The 18192-nt window shown below is 64.7% G+C and carries 18 protein-coding genes; 6 read left to right on the top strand and 12 right to left on the bottom strand.

Features of this window, described 5'->3' with window-relative positions:
* Positions 1-31: 31 nt before the first annotated feature.
* The 5 genes from A9971_RS27310 to A9971_RS27290 all read left to right on the top strand — a co-directional run bounded on the left by A9971_RS27310 (position 32) and on the right by A9971_RS27290 (position 4435).
* On the top strand, positions 32-793 hold the full coding sequence (locus tag A9971_RS27310) for an ABC transporter ATP-binding protein (protein ID WP_123473411.1): 762 nt from the start codon (positions 32-34) through the stop codon (positions 791-793).
* A 12-nt stretch (positions 794-805) separates the two neighbouring features.
* Complete coding sequence (locus A9971_RS27305) at positions 806-1285, top strand: Lrp/AsnC family transcriptional regulator (RefSeq protein ID WP_011061344.1); 480 nt, start codon at positions 806-808, stop codon at positions 1283-1285.
* Positions 1286-1542: 257 nt separating this feature from the next.
* Positions 1543-2481, top strand: a complete 939-nt coding sequence (gene ctlX, locus A9971_RS27300) for a citrulline utilization hydrolase CtlX (protein ID WP_011061343.1) — start codon at positions 1543-1545, stop codon at positions 2479-2481.
* Positions 2478-3512 (top strand): arginine N-succinyltransferase, encoded by a 1035-nt coding sequence (gene astA, locus A9971_RS27295; RefSeq protein WP_015635649.1) that lies wholly within the window; start codon positions 2478-2480, stop codon positions 3510-3512. The genes ctlX and astA overlap by 4 nt, the downstream gene beginning before the upstream one ends.
* A 59-nt stretch (positions 3513-3571) precedes the next feature.
* Positions 3572-4435 carry a LysR family transcriptional regulator gene (locus A9971_RS27290; protein WP_015635648.1) on the top strand — a complete coding sequence of 288 codons (864 nt, stop codon included), beginning with the start codon at positions 3572-3574 and terminating at the stop codon, positions 4433-4435.
* Between the two features lie 91 nt (positions 4436-4526).
* Here the strand turns inward: A9971_RS27290 and A9971_RS27285 are convergent, their stop codons facing one another.
* From A9971_RS27285 to arnB, 11 genes are all read right to left on the bottom strand, one after another.
* Positions 4527-5231 (bottom strand): HPP family protein, encoded by a 705-nt coding sequence (locus A9971_RS27285; RefSeq protein ID WP_015635647.1) that lies wholly within the window; start codon positions 5229-5231, stop codon positions 4527-4529.
* 289 nt (positions 5232-5520) lie between these two features.
* Positions 5521-6036, bottom strand: a complete 516-nt coding sequence (locus A9971_RS27280) for a GNAT family N-acetyltransferase (RefSeq protein WP_183000208.1) — start codon at positions 6034-6036, stop codon at positions 5521-5523.
* A gap of 41 nt (positions 6037-6077) precedes the next feature.
* Complete coding sequence (locus tag A9971_RS27275) at positions 6078-7703, bottom strand: glycosyltransferase family 39 protein (RefSeq protein WP_183000207.1); 1626 nt, start codon at positions 7701-7703, stop codon at positions 6078-6080.
* Entirely contained in the window at positions 7704-9068 is a 1365-nt protein-coding gene (locus A9971_RS27270; RefSeq protein ID WP_183000206.1) for a UDP-glucose/GDP-mannose dehydrogenase family protein, read from the bottom strand. It abuts the gene before it with no gap.
* Positions 9065-9478 (bottom strand): 4-amino-4-deoxy-L-arabinose-phosphoundecaprenol flippase subunit ArnF, encoded by a 414-nt coding sequence (gene arnF, locus A9971_RS27265; protein ID WP_053151695.1) that lies wholly within the window; start codon positions 9476-9478, stop codon positions 9065-9067. The genes A9971_RS27270 and arnF overlap by 4 nt, the downstream gene beginning before the upstream one ends.
* Positions 9475-9819, bottom strand: coding sequence for a 4-amino-4-deoxy-L-arabinose-phosphoundecaprenol flippase subunit ArnE (gene arnE / locus A9971_RS27260; protein ID WP_011061336.1), 345 nt, complete (start codon positions 9817-9819; stop codon positions 9475-9477). Before arnE ends, arnF begins: the two co-directional genes overlap by 4 nt.
* On the bottom strand, positions 9816-11465 hold the full coding sequence (gene arnT / locus A9971_RS27255; RefSeq protein ID WP_183000205.1) for a lipid IV(A) 4-amino-4-deoxy-L-arabinosyltransferase: 1650 nt from the start codon (positions 11463-11465) through the stop codon (positions 9816-9818). The genes arnE and arnT overlap by 4 nt, the downstream gene beginning before the upstream one ends.
* Positions 11462-12346 (bottom strand): 4-deoxy-4-formamido-L-arabinose-phosphoundecaprenol deformylase, encoded by an 885-nt coding sequence (arnD, locus tag A9971_RS27250; protein WP_015635642.1) that lies wholly within the window; start codon positions 12344-12346, stop codon positions 11462-11464. The genes arnT and arnD overlap by 4 nt, the downstream gene beginning before the upstream one ends.
* Entirely contained in the window at positions 12346-14352 is a 2007-nt protein-coding gene (gene arnA / locus A9971_RS27245) for a bifunctional UDP-4-amino-4-deoxy-L-arabinose formyltransferase/UDP-glucuronic acid oxidase ArnA (protein WP_011061333.1), read from the bottom strand. The genes arnD and arnA overlap by 1 nt, the downstream gene beginning before the upstream one ends.
* Entirely contained in the window at positions 14349-15368 is a 1020-nt protein-coding gene (gene arnC / locus A9971_RS27240; RefSeq protein WP_011061332.1) for an undecaprenyl-phosphate 4-deoxy-4-formamido-L-arabinose transferase, read from the bottom strand. The genes arnA and arnC overlap by 4 nt, the downstream gene beginning before the upstream one ends.
* 5 nt (positions 15369-15373) lie before the next feature.
* A complete protein-coding gene (gene arnB, locus A9971_RS27235; protein ID WP_011061331.1) occupies positions 15374-16513 on the bottom strand; it encodes a UDP-4-amino-4-deoxy-L-arabinose aminotransferase in 1140 nt (379 codons plus the stop codon).
* A 462-nt stretch (positions 16514-16975) separates the two neighbouring features.
* Here arnB and xerC point away from each other — a divergent pair, with 462 nt between their 5' ends.
* Complete coding sequence (gene xerC / locus A9971_RS27230; RefSeq protein ID WP_125063225.1) at positions 16976-17917, top strand: tyrosine recombinase XerC; 942 nt, start codon at positions 16976-16978, stop codon at positions 17915-17917.
* A gap of 12 nt (positions 17918-17929) precedes the next feature.
* On the opposite strand, the gene A9971_RS27225 is transcribed toward xerC, so the two are convergent.
* Positions 17930-18142: a DUF4880 domain-containing protein gene (locus A9971_RS27225; protein WP_065364077.1), complete on the bottom strand. Its 213-nt coding sequence runs from the start codon at positions 18140-18142 to the stop codon at positions 17930-17932.
* Between the last annotated feature and the right edge of the window lie 50 nt (positions 18143-18192).

Below are 18192 nucleotides of genomic sequence, written 5' to 3'. Positions count from 1 at the left end.
GCTGCCAGCGGCGGGGTTCCAGGAGTCTGCGATGTACAAATTGACCGTTGAAAATCTCTACAAGCGTTTTGGTGACAACGAGGTGCTCAAGGGCGTCTCGTTGAAGGCCCGGGCCGGAGACGTGGTGAGCATGATCGGCGCCAGTGGCTCGGGCAAGAGCACCATGCTGCGCTGCATCAACTTCCTGGAGCGGGCCGATGCCGGGGCCATTGCCCTGGACGGCGAGGCGATTGTCACCCGCGATGCCCCAGGCGGCATGCAGGTGGCCAGCCCGGCCCAGTTGCAGCGCCTGCGCACGCGCCTGGCCATGGTGTTCCAGCACTTCAACCTGTGGAGCCACCTCAGCGTGCTGGAGAACATCATGCTGGCGCCGTGCCGGGTGCTGGGCATTGGCCGCAAGGAGGCCGAAGCCAGTGCCCGCGCCTACCTGGACAAGGTGGGCTTGGAGCAACGGGTGGCCGAGCAGTACCCGGCGTTCCTGTCCGGTGGCCAGCAACAGCGGGTGGCGATCGCCCGGGCCCTGGCGGTGGAGCCGCAGATCCTGCTGTTCGACGAGCCGACCTCGGCGCTGGACCCGGAACTGGTGGGGGAGGTGCTGAAGGTGATCCAGGCCCTGGCCGAAGAGGGGCGGACCATGCTCATGGTCACCCATGAAATGAGCTTTGCCCGACAAGTGTCGAGCCAGGTGTTGTTCTTGCATCAAGGGCGGGTCGAGGAGCAGGGTAGCCCGGCGATTCTCGACCAGCCGCAGAGTGAACGTTTGCAGCAGTTTCTATCCGGCCGTTTGAAGTGAGGGAAGACATCCATGGCGGACATCCGCGACCTGTCGATCGTGCTTGATCGAATCGACCAGGCGATCATCGAGGTTCTGCGCCACGAAGGGCGCATCACCTACCAGAAACTTTCCGAGCGCGTGCACCTGACCCCCAGGCCGTGCCTGGAACGGGTGCGCAAGCTGGAGCAGCTCGGGGTCATCCGTGGCTACGGGGCGATCCTCGACGAAAAGAAACTCACCCCGGGGCTGTCGCTGCTGGTGCTGGTGGCCTTGTCCAACCAGAGCGGGCGGGCGGCGCAGAAAGCCTTCGAGGCCAAGGTCCGCGCCTGCCCCCAGGTGCTGGAATGCCGGCTGATCAGCGGCGCCTTCGACTACAGCCTGCGCATGCGCTGCCGGGACATGGAGCACTACCGGGTGCTGACCGAAGTCTGGTTCGACGACCCGGATCTGCACATCGACAAACTGGTCAGCCACCCTGAACTGGCGATGGTCAAGACCGGCATGGAATAACCCCCTGTACGCCCCTCGCCGCAGGAGCCGGCTTGCCGGCGAACAGGCCCGCAAGCCTTGCACCGCTCGCAAGATCGCCTTCGCTGGCAAGCCTGCTCCTGCAGGTCGCATATCGATGTTTTCAGGAGGTGCGAAATCGGCTGGGGCAACCCGTGCTTTCAGCCATTTCCTGCCGTGCAGGCCCGCCGTTCAGCCGGGTTTTGTCCCGACAAAAAAACACAATGGGCCCCTCTGAAACCTCATTGATTGCGTGCCCCATGCAGACTACCCATAGCGTTTTGATGATTCGCCCCACGCGTTTTTCGTTCAACCAGGACACTGCCGGCAACAACCATTTCCAGCGCCCCCCCGGTGCCGCCGAAGACGTGCAGGCCAAGGCCCTGCAGGAGTTCGACGGCTACGTCGCGACGCTGCGTGAGCATGGGGTCCGGGTGCTGGTCCATGAAGACGGCGCCGCACCCCATACCCCGGATTCGATCTTTCCCAACAACTGCTGGAGCAGCCACCCCGACGGCACCCTGGTGCTGTACCCGATGCAGGGCCGCAACCGCCGCCTGGAGCGCTACAAGGGGGTACTGGCGCACCTGCACGAGCAGTACCAGGTGAACCGCACCCTGGATCTCACCTCCCTGGAGCAGGAGGAACTGTTCCTCGAAGGCACCGGCAGCATGGTCCTGGATCGCCAGCAGCGCATCTGCTACGCCGGCTACTCGACCCGCACCCACGCCCGGGCCCTGGACCAGCTGGTGGCGCACCTGGGTTACGAGCTGTGTGCCTTTCATGCCCGGGACCGCCAGGGTGAGCCGATCTATCACACCAACGTGATGATGAGCGTCGGCAGCCAGCTGGCGGTGGCCTGCCTGCTGGCCCTGGACGATGCACAGGAGCGGGCGGCCCTGCGCCAGCGCCTGGAAAGCAGCGGCAAACAGCTGCTGCCCTTGACCTGGGCCCAGCTGGAATCCTTCGCCGGCAATATGCTGGAAGTCCACAACAGTGCCGGCGAGCCGCTGCTGGTGATGTCCCGCAGTGCCTGGCGCTCCCTGGATGCCGAGCAGCGCCGGCTGATCGAGCGCCATGTGCAGCCGGTGCCGGTGAACATCGACACCATTGAACGCATCGGCGGCGGCAGCGCCCGCTGCATGCTGGCGGAAATCTACCTGCCCGAACGTCAACCTCAGCTGGAGCTCTCGCGATGATCGTCCGTCCCGCCACCCTGGCCGATTTGCCGGCGCTGCTGGCCCTGGCCCACAGTGCCGGTGCCGGCCTGACCACCTTGCCCGCCGACGCCGGGCGCCTGCGGTCACGCCTGCAATGGGCCGAGCAAACCTTCGCCGGCCAGGCCTCGCGGGCCGATGCCGACTACCTGTTCGTGCTGCAAAGCGCGCAGGGCGAAGTGGTCGGCATCTGCGCCCTGGCCGGCGCTGTGGGCCTGCGCGAGCCCTGGTACAACTACCGGGTCGGGCTGTTTGTCGCGGCCTCGAAAAACCTGGGGATCAACCAGCAACTGCCGACCCTGTTCCTGGGCAACGACATGACCGGCCATTCGGAACTGTGCTCGCTGTTCCTGCATGCCGACCACCGCCAGGGGCTCAACGGGCGCCTGCTGTCCAAGGCGCGCTTCCTGTTCCTGGCCGAGTTCCGCGAGCTTTTCGGCGACAAGGTGATCGCCGAGATGCGTGGCTATTCCGACGAGCAGGGTGTGTCGCCGTTCTGGGAAGGCCTGGGCCGGCACTTTTTCAAGATGGATTTCGCCGACGCCGACTACCTCACCGGCCTTGGCAACAAGACCTTCATCGCCGAGCTGATGCCCAAGTTTCCCTTGCCCACCTGCCTGCTGCCGGAGCCGGCACGGGCAGTGATCGGCCGGGTGCACCCCAATACCGAACCGGCCCTGGGCATGCTCAAGGCCGAAGGTTTTGCCTTCAAGGACTACATCGACATCTTCGACGGCGGGCCCCTGATCGAATGCGCCACCGGCGACATCCGCGCAGTGCGCGACAGCCAGGTGCTGCAACTGAGCATCGGCACCCCGGGGGAGCAGGCCCAGCCCTACCTGGTCCACAACCGCCAGTTCGCCGACTGCCGGATCAGCGTGGCGGCGGCGCGGGTCGCCGCCGGCACCCTGATTGTCAGCCGTGACAGCGCCCGGGCCCTGGGGTTGCCGGCCGGGGCCTCGGTGCGGGCGGTGAGCCTGGCGGTGCCGGCGCGGCAAATGTCCGCAGCCTAGAAGCGTCGTGGCGCGAGCGCCGCTACAATGGCGCTCGAATTTTCTGCCGGCGAGGCACCATGGACATCGATCTGGCCCGCACCTTCCTGGAAATCGTCCGCAGCGGCAGCCTGATCGCTGCTGCCGAGCGCCTGCACCTGACCCAGACCGCCATCAGCGCCAGGGTGCAGAACCTGGAAGGCCAGCTCAATTGCAAGCTGCTGGTGCGCAACCGCGCCGGCGCCCGGCCCACCGCCGACGGCGAGGCCTTCATCAGCTACGCCAACCAACTGGTGCAGACCTGGGAAGCAGCCCAGCGCGACCTGCCGCTGCTGGCCGGCTACCGCAATGTGCTGCACATCGGCGGCGAGCTGAGCCTGTGCAACCCGCTGATGCTCAACTGGGTGCGGCGCCTGCGCCAGGCGTTGCCCAATCACGCCGTGCGCACTCAGATCGGCGAAGGCGCCAGCTTGCAGCGGCAACTGGAGCTGGGCGTGCTGGACGCCGCGCTGGTGTTCCAGCCGCTGTACTCGCCGGGCTTGCAGGTGGAGCAGTTACTGGAGGAAAAACTGATCCAGGTGCGCTTGGCGGGGCGCCCCGAGCCCTATGTGTACATCGATTGGGGCGAGGACTTTCGCCGCCAGCACGACGCCGCGCTACCTGCGCAGGCCAAGGCGGCAGTGGGCTTCAACCTCGGGCCGCTGGCCCTGCAATTCATCCTCGATGCCGGTGGCAGCGGCTATTTCCGCACACGCGTGGTGCAGAGCTACCTGGACAGCGGTGTGCTGGAGCGGGTGGAAAAAGCCCCGGAGTTCAACTTCCCCACCTACCTGCTGTACGCCCGCGAGCGCGATACCCCAGAGCTGCAACAGGCGTTCGCGGTACTGCGGGAAGTGATAGAAAGCGACACCGACTGGTCCCAGCGCTGGTCGCCGATGGTCTGAAACCCGGCAACCTGGCAGGCGAGGAGGCCCTTGAGTGATGGGTTGTCCTTGAGGGCGCCTTGGCGGGCAAGCCGGCTCCTGGCGCTGGCTGTCAGCGGCGTGAGGCGAGCACCTGGCCGATGCTGCGGCGCCGGGCGTGGGCTTCGCTGGCATGAATCAGCTGTTCGAGGTCTTCGGGGGTGACGTCGAAGAACTCCTCCATCTCCGCCAGGGCCAGTTTCAGGTCCTGGGCCGTGATCGCCAGGCTGTCGCTGGCAGCGGTTGCTGGCAGGAGCGCCGGAGCTTCGCTGGGGCCCTTGGGGTAACGGGTGCGCGTCAGGTTGTTGTAGGCCAGGGCGCTGAGCAACAGGCTGGCGGCGGCCAGCATCACCGGCCCCAGCTCGTACCAGTCCAGGGCCACGCTGGCCGGGTCCGCCAGTACCAGGGTCAGGGCCAGGGCGCCGGCCGGCGGGTGCAGGCAGCGCAACCAGCACATCAGCACCAGGGCCATGCCCGCCGCCAGGCAGGCACTGCCCAAGGTACGGCCCAGTACATGGGCCACCGCCAAGGCCATGACGGCGGCACAGAGGTAGCCGCCAAGAATCGACCAGGGCTGGGCCAGGGCGCCTGAAGACACCGCGAACAGCAGCACCGCCGACGCGCCCAGAGGGCCGATCAGGTGCAGGGCCACCGGCATGCCGAAGACCTGGGCACAGAGCCAGACACTGAACAGGGTGCCCAGGGCCATGCCGATGGCGGCGCGGCTCCATTCCAGTGGGCGGGTATTGATGGCGGCGGGTTTCCAGCGGGCGAACATCGGTAAACGCTTTCCAATCCAGAACGACAGGCAAAAAGAAGGGCTTGCCTGGATGACCAGAAAGCCCTTGAACGTTCCAACATTTGGGGGAGGAACCGGCACAGTGTGCCGAGGAATCTTGCGCCTGACAAATTCATAATAATGCTGCTTCAGTGCATTTATTTTGCACTTAAATACGACAGCCCCTGTAGGAGCCGGCTTGCCGGCGAAGAGGCCTTTGAGTGTGGTGTAGCCCTGGCGGACGCCTTCGCTGGGAAGCCCGCGAAGGCAGCCAATTTCTCACCGGTTTCTACAGCGTAAGGCGCATGGCGCAGCGGCGCGCCGCGGGCAGGCCGTACCGGGCTTCATTGGCCAGCACCTGGCACAGCCGTGGGCCCAGTTGCGCCTGTTCGAGGGTGACAAAGCCCTGGCGCTGGTAGAAGGGTTCGTTCCAGGGCAGTTCGCGGAAGGTGCTCAGGGTCAGGGCTTCAAGCTGCTGCTCCAGAGCGTATTGCCGCGCCGCCTGCAGCAGGCGCTTGCCGATGCCATGGCCCTGGTGAGCGCGGGCGACGGAAATCTCCCACACATGCAGTTCCCGGTTGCAGGCTTCGGCGTTGAGAAAGGCGCAAGGGATGTCATCCGCCGTCACCGCCACCCAGACCGGGTGGCGCTGGATATTGGCGCGGTGGCTCGGTGCGTCGGCCACTGCGGCGTCTGCCAGCCAGGCCAGTTGCGCATCGGAGCGAAACAGTTCGGCAGCGCAGGTTTCAATGGCGGGAAGAAAGTCGGCGTCGGTCACCCGCGCCCGGCGGATCTCAATAGTCATGGGCGCGAGTGTAGGCAGCGGGCAGGGGCCGTGCAACGCTTTCAGGGTTGCGCGGCGGTTGGCCCGGGCAGGTGCAGGAGGACGAAGTCGTTCTTGTCGAAACGCCCGCTCAACACCGGCTTCAGGTCGGCCAGCGGCGTATTCTGCAGGCTGGCCAGGTCGCTCTGATCGAGGATGACCCAGGCCGGGCCGGCTACCTGAGCCAGGGCGTCTGGGCTTTCGGTGAACTGCGGTTGCAGATCCCGGTCCAGGTTGACCATGAACTTGATGGCCTTGGCGTCCTTGCCCATGCGGTGCAGGACCACCGGTGCCGGGTCGGCCTCGATCAGTTGCATGGCGCTGTGGCTGAAGGTGCGCGTGTCATAGAGACGGTGCTCCACCGGCTCGAAGACTCCGATGTAGCAGGCCCAGACTGCCAGCACTGCGCTGTAGGCCAGGCCCACGGCGCGCCACTGGCGCTTGAACAGCAGCCCCAGCGACAACAGCTGCAACAGGCCGAGCACCAGCAGCATCGGCATCAACGAGTCGAGTTGCTCGGGGAATTTGCGCCGTAGCACCAGCAAGCCGATGATCAGCAACCCCGGCAGCAGCAGCCACAGGCCCTGGATCGCCCCGCGCAGCCAGGCCAGCAGCCGCCCGCGGCCGGCCTGGAACGGATAGGCGGCAATGATCGCCGCCATGGGCAGCATCGGCAGCAGGTAGCGGGCCTTTTTCGCCTGGGGAATCGACAGGCCGATCATCACGATCAACCCGGCCGCGGTGCACAGGCGCAACAGTTTCAGGCCCGGGCCCTGTTCCGTGGCGCGGGTCAGCAGCACGGCCAGCCACGCCAGGATCGCCAGGGGGTAGGCCAGGGCGTAGTTGCCCAGGGAACTGGTGAAGTAATAGAAGACATCGCTGGAGCCTTCGCTGCCGTCCATGCGCCCCATGAACTGCATGCGGATCACATCGTCGACGAAGGCCTGGCCGCCACTGAGCTTGGCCAGCCACAGCAGCAGGCCGACGCAGGCCACCAGCAGCGCCAGGGCGCTGAAACCGACGCTGAACAGCCGCCGCCACTGGCCATTGAGCAGGTAGTAGCTGCATAGCATGCCGGTGGGAATCACCAGGCCGATGGGCCCGCGAATGGCAAAGCCCAGCACCAGCAGGAGGAAGATCCAGCCCAGGCGCCGGCGGGTACCGAAATGGTCATGGGCGTAGCCCAGGTAGAACACGGCAAGGGACACCGCAGCCAGCATCTGGTCCAGGGACACGGCGCGGGTTTCACTGATAAAGGTGTTGCTGAGCAACAGCAGGGCAACGCTGAGCAGGGCCCAGGTGCGGGAATAGGGCGCCAATAGGCGATAGATCAGGCTGACGATCAAGGCCGAGGCGATGGCCGTGGGCAACCAGGCGGTAAGGCTGGTGACTTGCCCCCCTGGCAGGGAGAACAGCCAGACCAGCAGGGTCGAGGCGCTGGAGTAGTCGGCGTAGGGCTGGCCGTAGGTGGTGGGGAAGAACCCCGGCGCGTGGCGCAGCATTTCCTTGGCAAACAGCACGAAGCGCGAATCGAAGCCGATCGCCGACTGGTGGTCGGCGCCGGCGCAGAACAGCAGCAGGGCCAGCAACCCCAGCCCCAACGATTGCCAAAGAAGAGTGTTCGAAGGGGAGGAGTGACTGGTGTTCATTCAGGCCTCAGCAGACCACTGCTGGTGGGGGATCGGCAGGTTGCGCGATTCACCGCGGCCAATCGGGAAGTAGGTGAAGCCGTTGCGCGCCAGGCGCTCGGCGTCGTACAGGTTGCGCCCGTCGAAGATCACCGGCGCCTTGAGACGCTGCTGGATCAGGTCGAAATCCGGTGCCTTGAACTGCTGCCACTCGGTGCAGATGACCAGGGCGTCGGCGCCCACCAGTACTGATTCCGGGGTGCCCATGAGCATCAGGCGCGACTCGTCCGGGTACAGGCGCTGGGTTTCCTGCATGGCTTCCGGGTCGAAGGCCCGCACCTGGGCACCGGCGGCGAACAGCGCATCGAGCAGCACCCGGCTCGGGGCGTCGCGCATGTCGTCGGTGTTGGGCTTGAACGCCAGGCCCCACAAGGCAAAGGTCTTGCCTTTGAGGTCGCCCTTGTAGAACGCCTTGATGCGTTCGAACAGCTTGTGCTTCTGCCGCTCGTTGATGGCTTCCACCGCTTGCAAAAGGTCGCTGGAGCAATGGGCTTCCTGGGCGCTGTGAATCAGCGCGCGCATGTCCTTGGGGAAGCACGAACCGCCGTAGCCGCAGCCCGGATAGATGAAGTGGTAGCCGATGCGGGTGTCGGCGCCGATCCCCAGGCGCACCGATTCGATGTCGGCGCCCAGGTGTTCGGCCAGCTCGGCGATCTGGTTGATGAAGCTGATCTTGGTCGCCAGCATGCAGTTGGCGGCGTACTTGGTCAGCTCGGCGCTGCGCAGGTCCATGAACATGATGCGGTCATGGTTGCGGTTGAACGGTGCGTACAGGTCGCGCATCACATCGCGCACTTCTTCGCGCTCGCAGCCGATGATGATCCGGTCCGGCCGGCGGCAGTCGGTGACCGCCGAGCCTTCCTTGAGGAATTCCGGGTTAGAGACGATATCGAATTGCAGCGCACGGCCATCCAGGACCTTCTCGATGTGGGCCTTTAAGGTGTCGCCCGTGCCCACCGGTACGGTGGATTTTTCCACCAGGATTACCGGCTGCTCACGGTGGCGGGCCACCGCGTCGCCCACTGACAGCACGTAGCGCAGGTCCGCCGAACCGTCTTCGCTGGAGGGCGTGCCCACGGCGATGAACAGCACCTGGCCATGCTGCACCGCGAGTTTTTCATCGTGGGTGAAGTGCAGGCGCTTGGCTTCGAGGTTTTCCTTGACCAGGCTGGCCAGCCCCGGCTCGAAGATGCTCACGTGTCCCTGTTGCAGCTGTTTGACCTTTTGCTCGTCGATGTCCATGCAGATGACATCGTGGCCGACTTCAGCCAACACGGCAGCCTGTACGAGGCCGACGTAACCACTTCCAAATACACTGATTTTCATGGGGTATTCCTGGGACTTGTCGCGGGTGCAGATCGAGAGTTGATGGTGATGACCCCGAGGATGACCAGGGCCACCCCGAGGGTTTTGGAAAGCGTGAAGGGTTCGTTGAACAACGGCAGGCTGGCGGCCAGCAGGTAGACCAGGGCGTAGCTGATGCTGAGCAGCGAATAGGCCCGGCCCAGCGGCAGGTCGCGCAAGGCCAGCAGCCAACAGAGCATCGACAGCGCATAGGCAGCGATGGCCGCGGCCACCACCGCCAGGGCGGCCAGGTCGACGCTGCCGGCACTCAACGCCGGCAACCACTGATCCGGGGCGGGCAGGCGGGTCATGCTCCAGCGCATGCCCAACTGGGCGCCGCTGACCAGGGCCACGCTGCCCAGGGCGAAGGCAAATCCCTTGACCCGGCTCATGCGTGGCGACTCAACAGCAGCACGCCGCCGATCACCAGGGCCACGCCGAACCAGTGGCGCCGGTCGATGTGCTCACGGAATACGAAGTGGGCAATCAGGGTGATGAAGACGAAGTTCAGGCTGAGCATCGGGTAGGCCACGCCCACCTCCATGCGTTGCAGCACCAGGAGCCACACCAGCAGGCCCAGGCCGAGGCTGAACAGAGCCAGCCACAGCCAGCCCGAGCGCAGTTTCTGCAGGGCGCTGGAAGGCTGGCCGCGCCAGCTTTCCACGGCGAACTTCTGCGCCACCTGGCCCAGGCAGGTCAGCCCGCAGGCCAGCAACAAAAGCAGCAGGCTCATGGCTGGCTCTGGGGAATGATGAAGATCACGATATTGCCTTGCTCATAGCGCTTGGCATCCTTGGGCAGCAGCTCGACTTCATGTTCCTCGTCGCTGCTCTTGACCCGCATCACCACGCCGATCGAGCCCTGCTTGCGGGCCTCGGCGATCCACGGCTGGACCTGATTGAGGTCGACCTTGCGCGCGGCAGTGTCTTCGTAGCCCAGGCCGTATTTCACTTCGCCTTCGGTGTTGTACAGGGTCACGTCAGGGCGCCGCAGGCGCCAGGCCAGGGCGGAAGCAGCTCCCAGGTCGTTGCTCAGCAGGGCCTTGGCCTGGCCCAGCTCGGCCACGTGATCGATGATGAACTGGTCGGGGATCTTGTTGTAGACCACCGAGTTGGGCAGCGCTGCCGGGGCCAGGGCCACCAGCAGGAAGCTGCCCAGGGCCGGCGCCGCCCACAGGGTCAGGGGGCGCATGGCTTGCAGCAGGTTGCTGAGGATCCAGCCCAGCAGCAACACATACACCAGCACCAGGTGCTGCGGCTCGTCCACATACACCGGCTTTTTCATCTGGAAGTACACCAGGGCCAGCAGCCCCAGCAGGCCGGCCACCAGGTTGAGCACGCCGTTGAATGCCAGCAGCCGGGTCTTGCCGGCAGCCAGGCGGTCCACCAGGGTGTTGCCCATCAACAGCGCCAGGGGCAACAGGCACGGCAGGATATAGGCCGGCAGCTTGCCCTTGCTCAGGCTGAAGAAGGCCAGGGGCAGCACCAGCCACAGCAGCAGGAAGCCGCTGCTGTTCTGGCGCCGCTGTTGCCAGGCCTGCTTCAGGCCGGCCGGCAGCAGCAGCACCCAGGGCACGCTGAACCCCACCAGCAACGGCAGGTAGTACCACCAGGGCGAGGCGTGCTGGGCATCATCACCGGCAAAACGGCGGATGTGCTCGTGCCAGAAGAAGAAACGCCAGTAGTCCGGTTCCTGGGAGTGCGCCGCCAGGGCCCAGGGCAGGCTGATGAGAATGGCCACCAGCACACCGATGCCGCCATAGATCAGCAGCGAGCGCAGGCGCTTCTGCCAGATGGCGTAGGGCAGGGCCACCAGCACCGGCAGCAGCCAGGCCAGAAAGCCCTTGGTCATGAAGCCCATGCCGCAGGCCAGGCCCAGCGCCACCCAGGCCAGCACCTGGCCGCGGGTTGTCCGGCAGTCGAAGGTGAACCACAGCGCCACCAGGCTCAGGTTGACCCAGAAGGTGAATTGCGGATCGAGGTTGGCGTAGCCGGCCTGCAGCGCGACCACGGTAAAGCTCATGTAGAGCAGGGCGCTGGCCAGGCTCTTGCGCGGATCGTTCCACAGGCGCCGGGCCAGCAGGTAGGCCAGGACCACGCTCAGGCCGGTGCTCAGGGCCGAGGCCACGCGCACGCCGAACAGGTTGTCGCCAAACAGCGCCTGGCCGATGGCGATCATCCAGTAGCCGGCCACCGGTTTCTCAAAATAGCGGATGCCCATGAAGTGCGGCGACGCCCATTTGCCGGTCAGGAGCATTTCCTGGCTGATCTGCGCGTAGCGGGTTTCATCGGGAATCCACAGGCCGTGGGTGGCCAGGGGCAGCAGGTAGAACAGGCCGAACGCGATCAGCAGCAGCGGCAGAGCCCAACGTCTGGTCATGCGCCTTGCACTCCCAGCCAGCCTTCACGGCCTTCCAGCGCACCGCGCACCACCTTGCCCGCGGGCAGGCTGGCCAGATCCGCCGGGAGCATGTCGCCCAGGGGTTGGAAGTGGATGTCGCGCTGCCTGGCGCTGGCCAGCAGCTGGCGAAAATCGTTGGCCATGAGAATCCCTTCTACTTCTGCATGCACGGTATAGACGTTGAGTTTGTCCGGGCTGAACCGGTCGAGGATGTAACTGTTGAAATCCTTGGCGGCCACCACCGGCCCGACCACTTCGTCGAAGGTCGGCAGGTCCACCGGAATCTGTGGTGCGCCCAGGCTGCCGTCCGCCAGGCGTGGCAGGAACAGGCTCTGGCCGCGGCAGTCGCTGTTGTAGCGAAAGCCGAATTGCTGTTTGGCTTCGATGACGCGTTCGTCGGCGCGCCAACCGGCGGACGCCGAGCAGCTCACCGCTTGCCCGAGAATATCGTTGAGGCTGTCGACGCCACGGCGGATCTGTTCGACCAGCTGTGCCTGGCTCCAGCGCCCGGTATTGGCCTGCCAGCCGTGGTGATCCCAGGCGTGCAGGCCGACTTCATGACCGGCGGCCAGGGTCTGGCGCATCAAGTGCCCCAGGTCCCGGCCAATGGGTTTACCCGGCCAGGCCGTGCCGGCCAGGAGGATGTCCCAGCCGTACAGGCCCGCGGCATTGGACCGCAGCATTTTCCAGAGGAACTGCGGACGGATCAGGCGCCACAGGTGGCGCCCCATGTTGTCCGGCCCGACGCTGAAGAAGAAGGTGGCCTTGACCCCGGCTTCATCCAGCGATTCGAGCAGCCGTGGCACCCCCTCCCGGGTGCCGCGGTAGGTATCGACATCAATGCGCAGACCTGCCTGCATCAGCGTGCTTCTTGCTTGGCGCGGTCGGCGATTTCCAGCATCGCTTCACGCAGGAAGAAGTCCAGGGTATTGCCGATGGTTTCGCTCATTTCCACGGTCGGCTCCCAGTTCAGCAGGCGCTTGGCGTTGTCGATGCTTGGCTTGCGGTGTTCCACGTCCTGGTAGCCGGCACCGTAGAACGCCTTGCTCTCCACATCGCGGAAACCGGCGAACGGCGGGAAGTTGCCGCGCAGCGGGTGAGCTTCGAACTGGCGCAGCAGCTCTTCGCCCAGCTGACGGATGCTGGCTTCGTTGTCCGGGTTGCCGATGTTGATGATCTGGCCGTTGCAGCAGTCGTTTTCGTTGTCGACGATGCGTGCCAGGGCTTCGATGCCGTCGGCGATGTCGGTGAAGCAGCGCTTCTGCTCGCCACCGTCGAACAGACGGATCGGGGTGCCTTCCACCAGGTTGAGGATCAACTGGGTGATGGCCCGGGAGCTGCCGATGCGTGCCGAGTCCAGGCGGTCCAGGCGCGGGCCCATCCAGTTGAAGGGACGGAACAGGGTGAAGTTCAGGCCCTTGGCGCCGTAGGCCCAGATCACCCGGTCCAGCAGCTGCTTGGAGACCGAGTAGATCCAGCGCTGCTTGTTGATCGGGCCGACGATCAGGTTGGAGGTGTCTTCGTCGAAGTTCTTGTCCTGGCACATGCCATAGACTTCCGAAGTCGACGGGAAGATCACGCGCTTGTTGTACTTGACGCAGTAGCGAACCAGCTTGAGGTTCTCTTCGAAGTCCAGCTCGAACACGCGCAGCGGGTTGCGGGTGTACTCGATCGGGGTGGCGATGGCCACCAGTGGCAGGACCACGTCGCACTTCTTGATGTGATATTCGATCCACTCGGAGTGAATGCTGATATCGCCTTCGACGAAGTGGAAGTTCGGATGGCTGCGCAGGCGCTCGATGGCGTCGGAGCCGATGTCCAGGCCATAGACGTCGTACTTGTCGTCACGCAACAGGCGCTCGGACAGGTGGTTACCGATAAAGCCGTTGACGCCCAGGATCAGTACGCGGGTGCGACGTGGCTTGCGCCCCGACTCGGCGCCGCGCAGCAGGGAACCGTCCACCAGGCCCAGTTCGTTGGCCAGTTGCGGGCCACCCAGGAACAGGCCGTTGGCGTTGCGCTGGCCGGAGGTGATCACCAGGGAGTCCTGGCCACAGGCAATGCGCAGCGGGTCGACGCTGATGACCCGGCCCGGGGCCTGGCCTTCGTTGCCCTTGGCGACTTCGGCGCTCCAGACGATCAGCTTGTGCTCGCCCACGGCGCAGAAGGCGCCCGGGTAGGGTTGAGTCACGGCGCGCACCAGGTTGAACAGCTCTTCGGCCGGACGCTGCCAGTCGATCTTGCCGTCCGCCGCGGTGCGACGACCGAAGTAGCTGGCCTTGGACTCGTCCTGGGCGGTTTCGGTGATCTTGCCCTGGGCCAGTGCCGGCAGGGTGTCGCGCAGCAGGCTGGCGGCGGCGTCACGCAGTTTGTGGTGCAGGCTCAGCGCGGTGTCGCTGCGCTCGATGGCCACACGCTCCTGGGCAATGATGGCGCCGGCATCGGCACGCTTGACCATGCGGTGCAGGGTCACGCCGGTTTCGGTTTCGCCCTTGACCAGCACCCAGTTGGCCGGTGCGCGGCCACGGTAGCGCGGCAGCAGCGAGCCGTGCAGGTTGAACGCGCCCTTGCTGGCAGTGGCCAGCAGCGGCTCGCTCAGCAGGTTGCGGTAATAGAAGGAGAACAGGTAGTCGGGGTTGAGCTTGGCGATGCGCTCGATCCACAGCGGGTGGTTGGCATCTTCCGGGGCATGCACGGCAATGCCCTTGCGGGCGCAGAGCTGGGCCACCGAGCCGTAGAAGGTGTTTTCCTTGGGGTCATCGGCGTGGGTGAACACGGCGGCGATCTCGTAACCTGCGTTGAGCAGGGCTTCGATGCCAGCACAGCCAATATCGTGGTAGGCGAAGACAACAGCTTTATTGCTCATGGCGAAACCTGATCAGTATGAGTGGAAGTTAAACCGTCGACAGTCACAGCAGGGGCCGGGGCCGCAGGCTGGCTGCGCAAGACTTTTTCGATGAAGAAACGCGGGCGGGCCCGCACGTCGCTGTACATGCGTCCCAGGTATTCACCCAAAAGACCCATGCCGATGAACTGGCCACCGGTGAACACGAACAGCACCGCGAACAGCACGAAGGTGCCGTCGCCGGCCCAGGTGGCGCCGAAGATCAGGCGCAGCACGATCAGCATCAGGGCAAACAGCGCGCCGAGGCCGGCCATGCCGAAACCGATGATGCTCAACAGCCGCAGGGGCGTGGTGGTCATGCAGGTGATCAAGTCGAACATCAGGTTGATCAGGCGCATCGGGCTGTACTTGGAGTCGCCGTGCTCGCGCTCGGCGTGCTCCACCAGCACCTCGGTGGTGTGCCGGGCAAAGCTGTTGGCCAGGATCGGGATAAAGGTGCTGCGCTCGGTGCAGGCCAGCATCGCGTCGATGATGGTGCGGCGATAGGCCCGCAGCATGCAGCCGTAGTCGCTCATGGCCACACCGGTGGAACGCTGCACGGCCAGGTTGATCAGCTTCGAGGGCCAGCGGCGGAACGCCGAGTCCTGCCGGTTGTTGCGCACGGTGCCGACCACGTCGTAGCCCAGTTCGGCCTGAGCCACCAGGCGCGGGATTTCCTCGGGCGGGTTCTGCAGGTCGGCGTCGAGGGTGATCACCACATCGCCACGGCACTGCTCGAAGCCGGCCATGATCGCCGCATGCTGGCCGTAGTTGCGGTTGAGGATCACCGCCACTACCGGGCTGTCTTCGCGCTCGGCGGCAGCTTGCAGGATGTTCGCCGACTCGTCGCGGCTGCCGTCGTCCACCAGGACGATTTCAAACTCGTGCTTGAGCTGGCGGCAGGCCGCTTCGGTACGCCGCAACAGCTCGGGGAGGCTCTGTTCTTCGTTGTAGACCGGGATCACGATCGACACGAACTGAATCGGATAAGGTTTCAAAGGCTTCAGTCCAAAAGGTTTGCAATGGCACCGGTCACCCGCTCGACATCGTCGAGGGTCATGTCCGGAAACAGTGGAATCGAGCATAGCCGCGCCGAATTCCATTCGGTATGGGGCAGCTGCACTTCAGGGAAGCGCTGTCGGTAATAGGTATGCAGGTGCGTCGCAATGAAGTGGATACCGGTGCCGATGTTCTGTTCCTGCAGGCCTTTCATGAAGGCTTCGCGGTCCAGGCCGCAGCGTTCGGCGTCGATGCGCAGGATGAACAGGTGCCAGGCATGCTGCTGCGGGTACTGGGGCAGGAGCAGGGGCTGTACCGGCAAGCCTTCCAGGCGCTGCAGGTAGGCCTTGGCCAGCACTTCACGCTTGGCGTTGATCTCGTCCAGGCGTTGCAGTTGCACCAGGGCAATGGCCGCGTTCATGTCCGCCAGGTTGTACTTGAAGCCGGGCTCGATGACCTGGGCCTGTGGCTTGCGGCCATGGGTCAGGCGGTCGTAGGCGTCCACTCCCAGGCCGTGGAACTTGAGCATGCGCACGCGGTTGGCCAGGGCTTCGTCATCGCTGACGAACATCGCGCCTTCGGCGCACGTCATGTTCTTGATCGCGTGGAAGGAAAAGATCGCCGTGCCCCGGGCGCCGATGGCGCGGCCGCGGTAGGTGGTACCGGCGGCGTGGGCGGCGTCTTCGATCACCGCGATGCCGTGCTTGTCGGCCAGGGCATAGAGCGGGTCGAGGTCGAAGGCTGCGCCGGCGTAGTGCACCGGGATGATCGCCTTGGTCCGCGGGGTGATGGCGGCTTCGATGGTGGCGGCGTCGCTCATCAGGGTGTCGGGGTCGACATCGACGAACACCGGGGTGGCGCCCAGCAGGCAGATCATGTTGGCGGTGGAGACCCAGGTCTGCGACGGGGTGATCACTTCGTCCCCGGGGCCGATGCCCAGGGCCAGCAGGGTGATGTGCATGGCGCCGGTGGCGGAGGACAGTGCCACGGCGTGGCGGGCGCCGACGCGTTCGGCGAACTGCTGTTCCAGTTCCTGGTTTTTCGGGCCGGTGGTGATCCAGCCGGAGCGCAGAACCTGCTCCACTGCAGCAATCTCTTCTTCGCCAATACTCGGGCGCGAGAAAGGAAGGAAAGCCTGGTTCATGGTTACCTCGGGTTTACACAATGCGAATTACTGGAATACGGGTTGCTGCGGGTGAACGGACAGTTCATGGAAAGCGGGGAGGTCTTGCAGTCATCAAGGCGCATCCAGTTATTGAGCCAACAGGGCATTCCATGCAGCGAATCAGTAAAGACTAGGTTTGTGAAAAGTAAAGGTGGATCAAGGTGTTATCTTTACAACCTGAGAACAAACTGCACTCGGACGGTTGTCTGTCGGGGGCTGAGATTAAGCCGAAAATTGTGAAACGAATATGAAAAATAAGGTAAAAGTCCGTTTTTCTGCGAGCCAGACAGCTAGTGTTCAGTTTGTTTCCAAAGTTATCGAAGTGCGCAGGCCTGGCGGCTTTTGTAACCAGTTTTCAATGGGTATTGAAGGGGCCACCGGGAGTATTTTTTTCACCTCGCCAAGGTGCTACCCGGTACAACCTTGCCCAGCGGAGCATCCATGAACCCGCCGGGCCATGACCGCGCCGCCGGCCTTGACGCGCCCAACCCCTTGAGCCTGTACCTGAAGCGCCTGGCCCCCTCCAGCCAGTCGACCCTGCGTTATGTGCTGCAGGACGCCGCCGACCGCCTGGGCTACGCCGAACAGAACCTGGAAGAAATCCCCTGGCACCTGCTGCAACCCGAGCATGTCACGGCCCTGGTGGCCACCTTGCGCGAGGACGGCTATGCGCCCAATACCTCATCGCTGTACGTCAACGCCCTGCGTGGGGTGATGAACGAGGCGTGGCGGGCCAGCCTGATCAGCCAGGACCACCTGCTGAAGATGCGTTCGGTCAAGGCCATCAGCGGCACGCGCCTGGCCCGCGGGCGCAACCTCAAGCGCGGCCTGATCCATGAACTGATGGCCGTGTGCGCTTCCGACCCGCGCCCCCAGGGCGTGCGCGATGCAGCGCTGATTGCGCTGCTCTATGGCTCGGGCATGCGCAAGTCCGAGTCGGTCAACCTGGACCTGGCCCAGGTGGATTTCAGCGAGCGCAGTCTGCAGGTGCTGGCCAAGGGCAATCGTCAGTTGATCAAGTACGCACCCACCTGGGCTTTCGACAAGCTGCAGGCCTGGCTGGAGCTGCGCCGCCGGCATCTGCCCGCGGGCCTGGTAGACGACCCGTTCCTGTTCAACCGCATCCGCCGGGGCGGGCACATCACTCGCGAGCGCATCACCAAGCACGCCATCTACTACATTGCCCGGCAACGCGGGGCCGAGGTGGGCGTGCGGATCATGCCCCATGATTTCCGGCGCTCGTTCATCACCCGGGTGATCGAGGAACACGACCTGTCGCTGGCGCAGAAACTGGCTCACCACAGCAACATCCAGACCACCGCCAGCTATGACCTGCGCGATGACAACGAGCGGCGCCGGGCCATCGACCGCTTCGATCTGTAGGCCGTGGCAGGGTCAGAGCGAGGGCAGGGTGGGCGACAACTGCCCGGTGAGGTCCCAGGCTTCCAGCATCTTCGCGTACTCGAAGGCATGGCTCGGGTCGCTCTGCAGCCAGTCCTCGAATGCCCGGCGCTCGGCCAGGCTGCAATCGGCCTCGCGCAGGCGTATGCACCAGTGCGCGGCCTGCATCATCAGGTATTCCTCTGCTTGGCTGGCAGAATCAGTCATGGTTCATTCCTTGTTCAAGGTGGAGCCGGTAGCCACGCTGTACAGCGGCA

This window comes from Pseudomonas sp. UME65 (assembly GCF_014170225.1).
Classification (GTDB): Bacteria; Pseudomonadota; Gammaproteobacteria; order Pseudomonadales; family Pseudomonadaceae; genus Aquipseudomonas; species Aquipseudomonas protegens.
The sequence above is the reverse complement of the archived record's forward strand: the minus strand, read 5'-3'. Positions and strand labels throughout refer to the sequence as shown.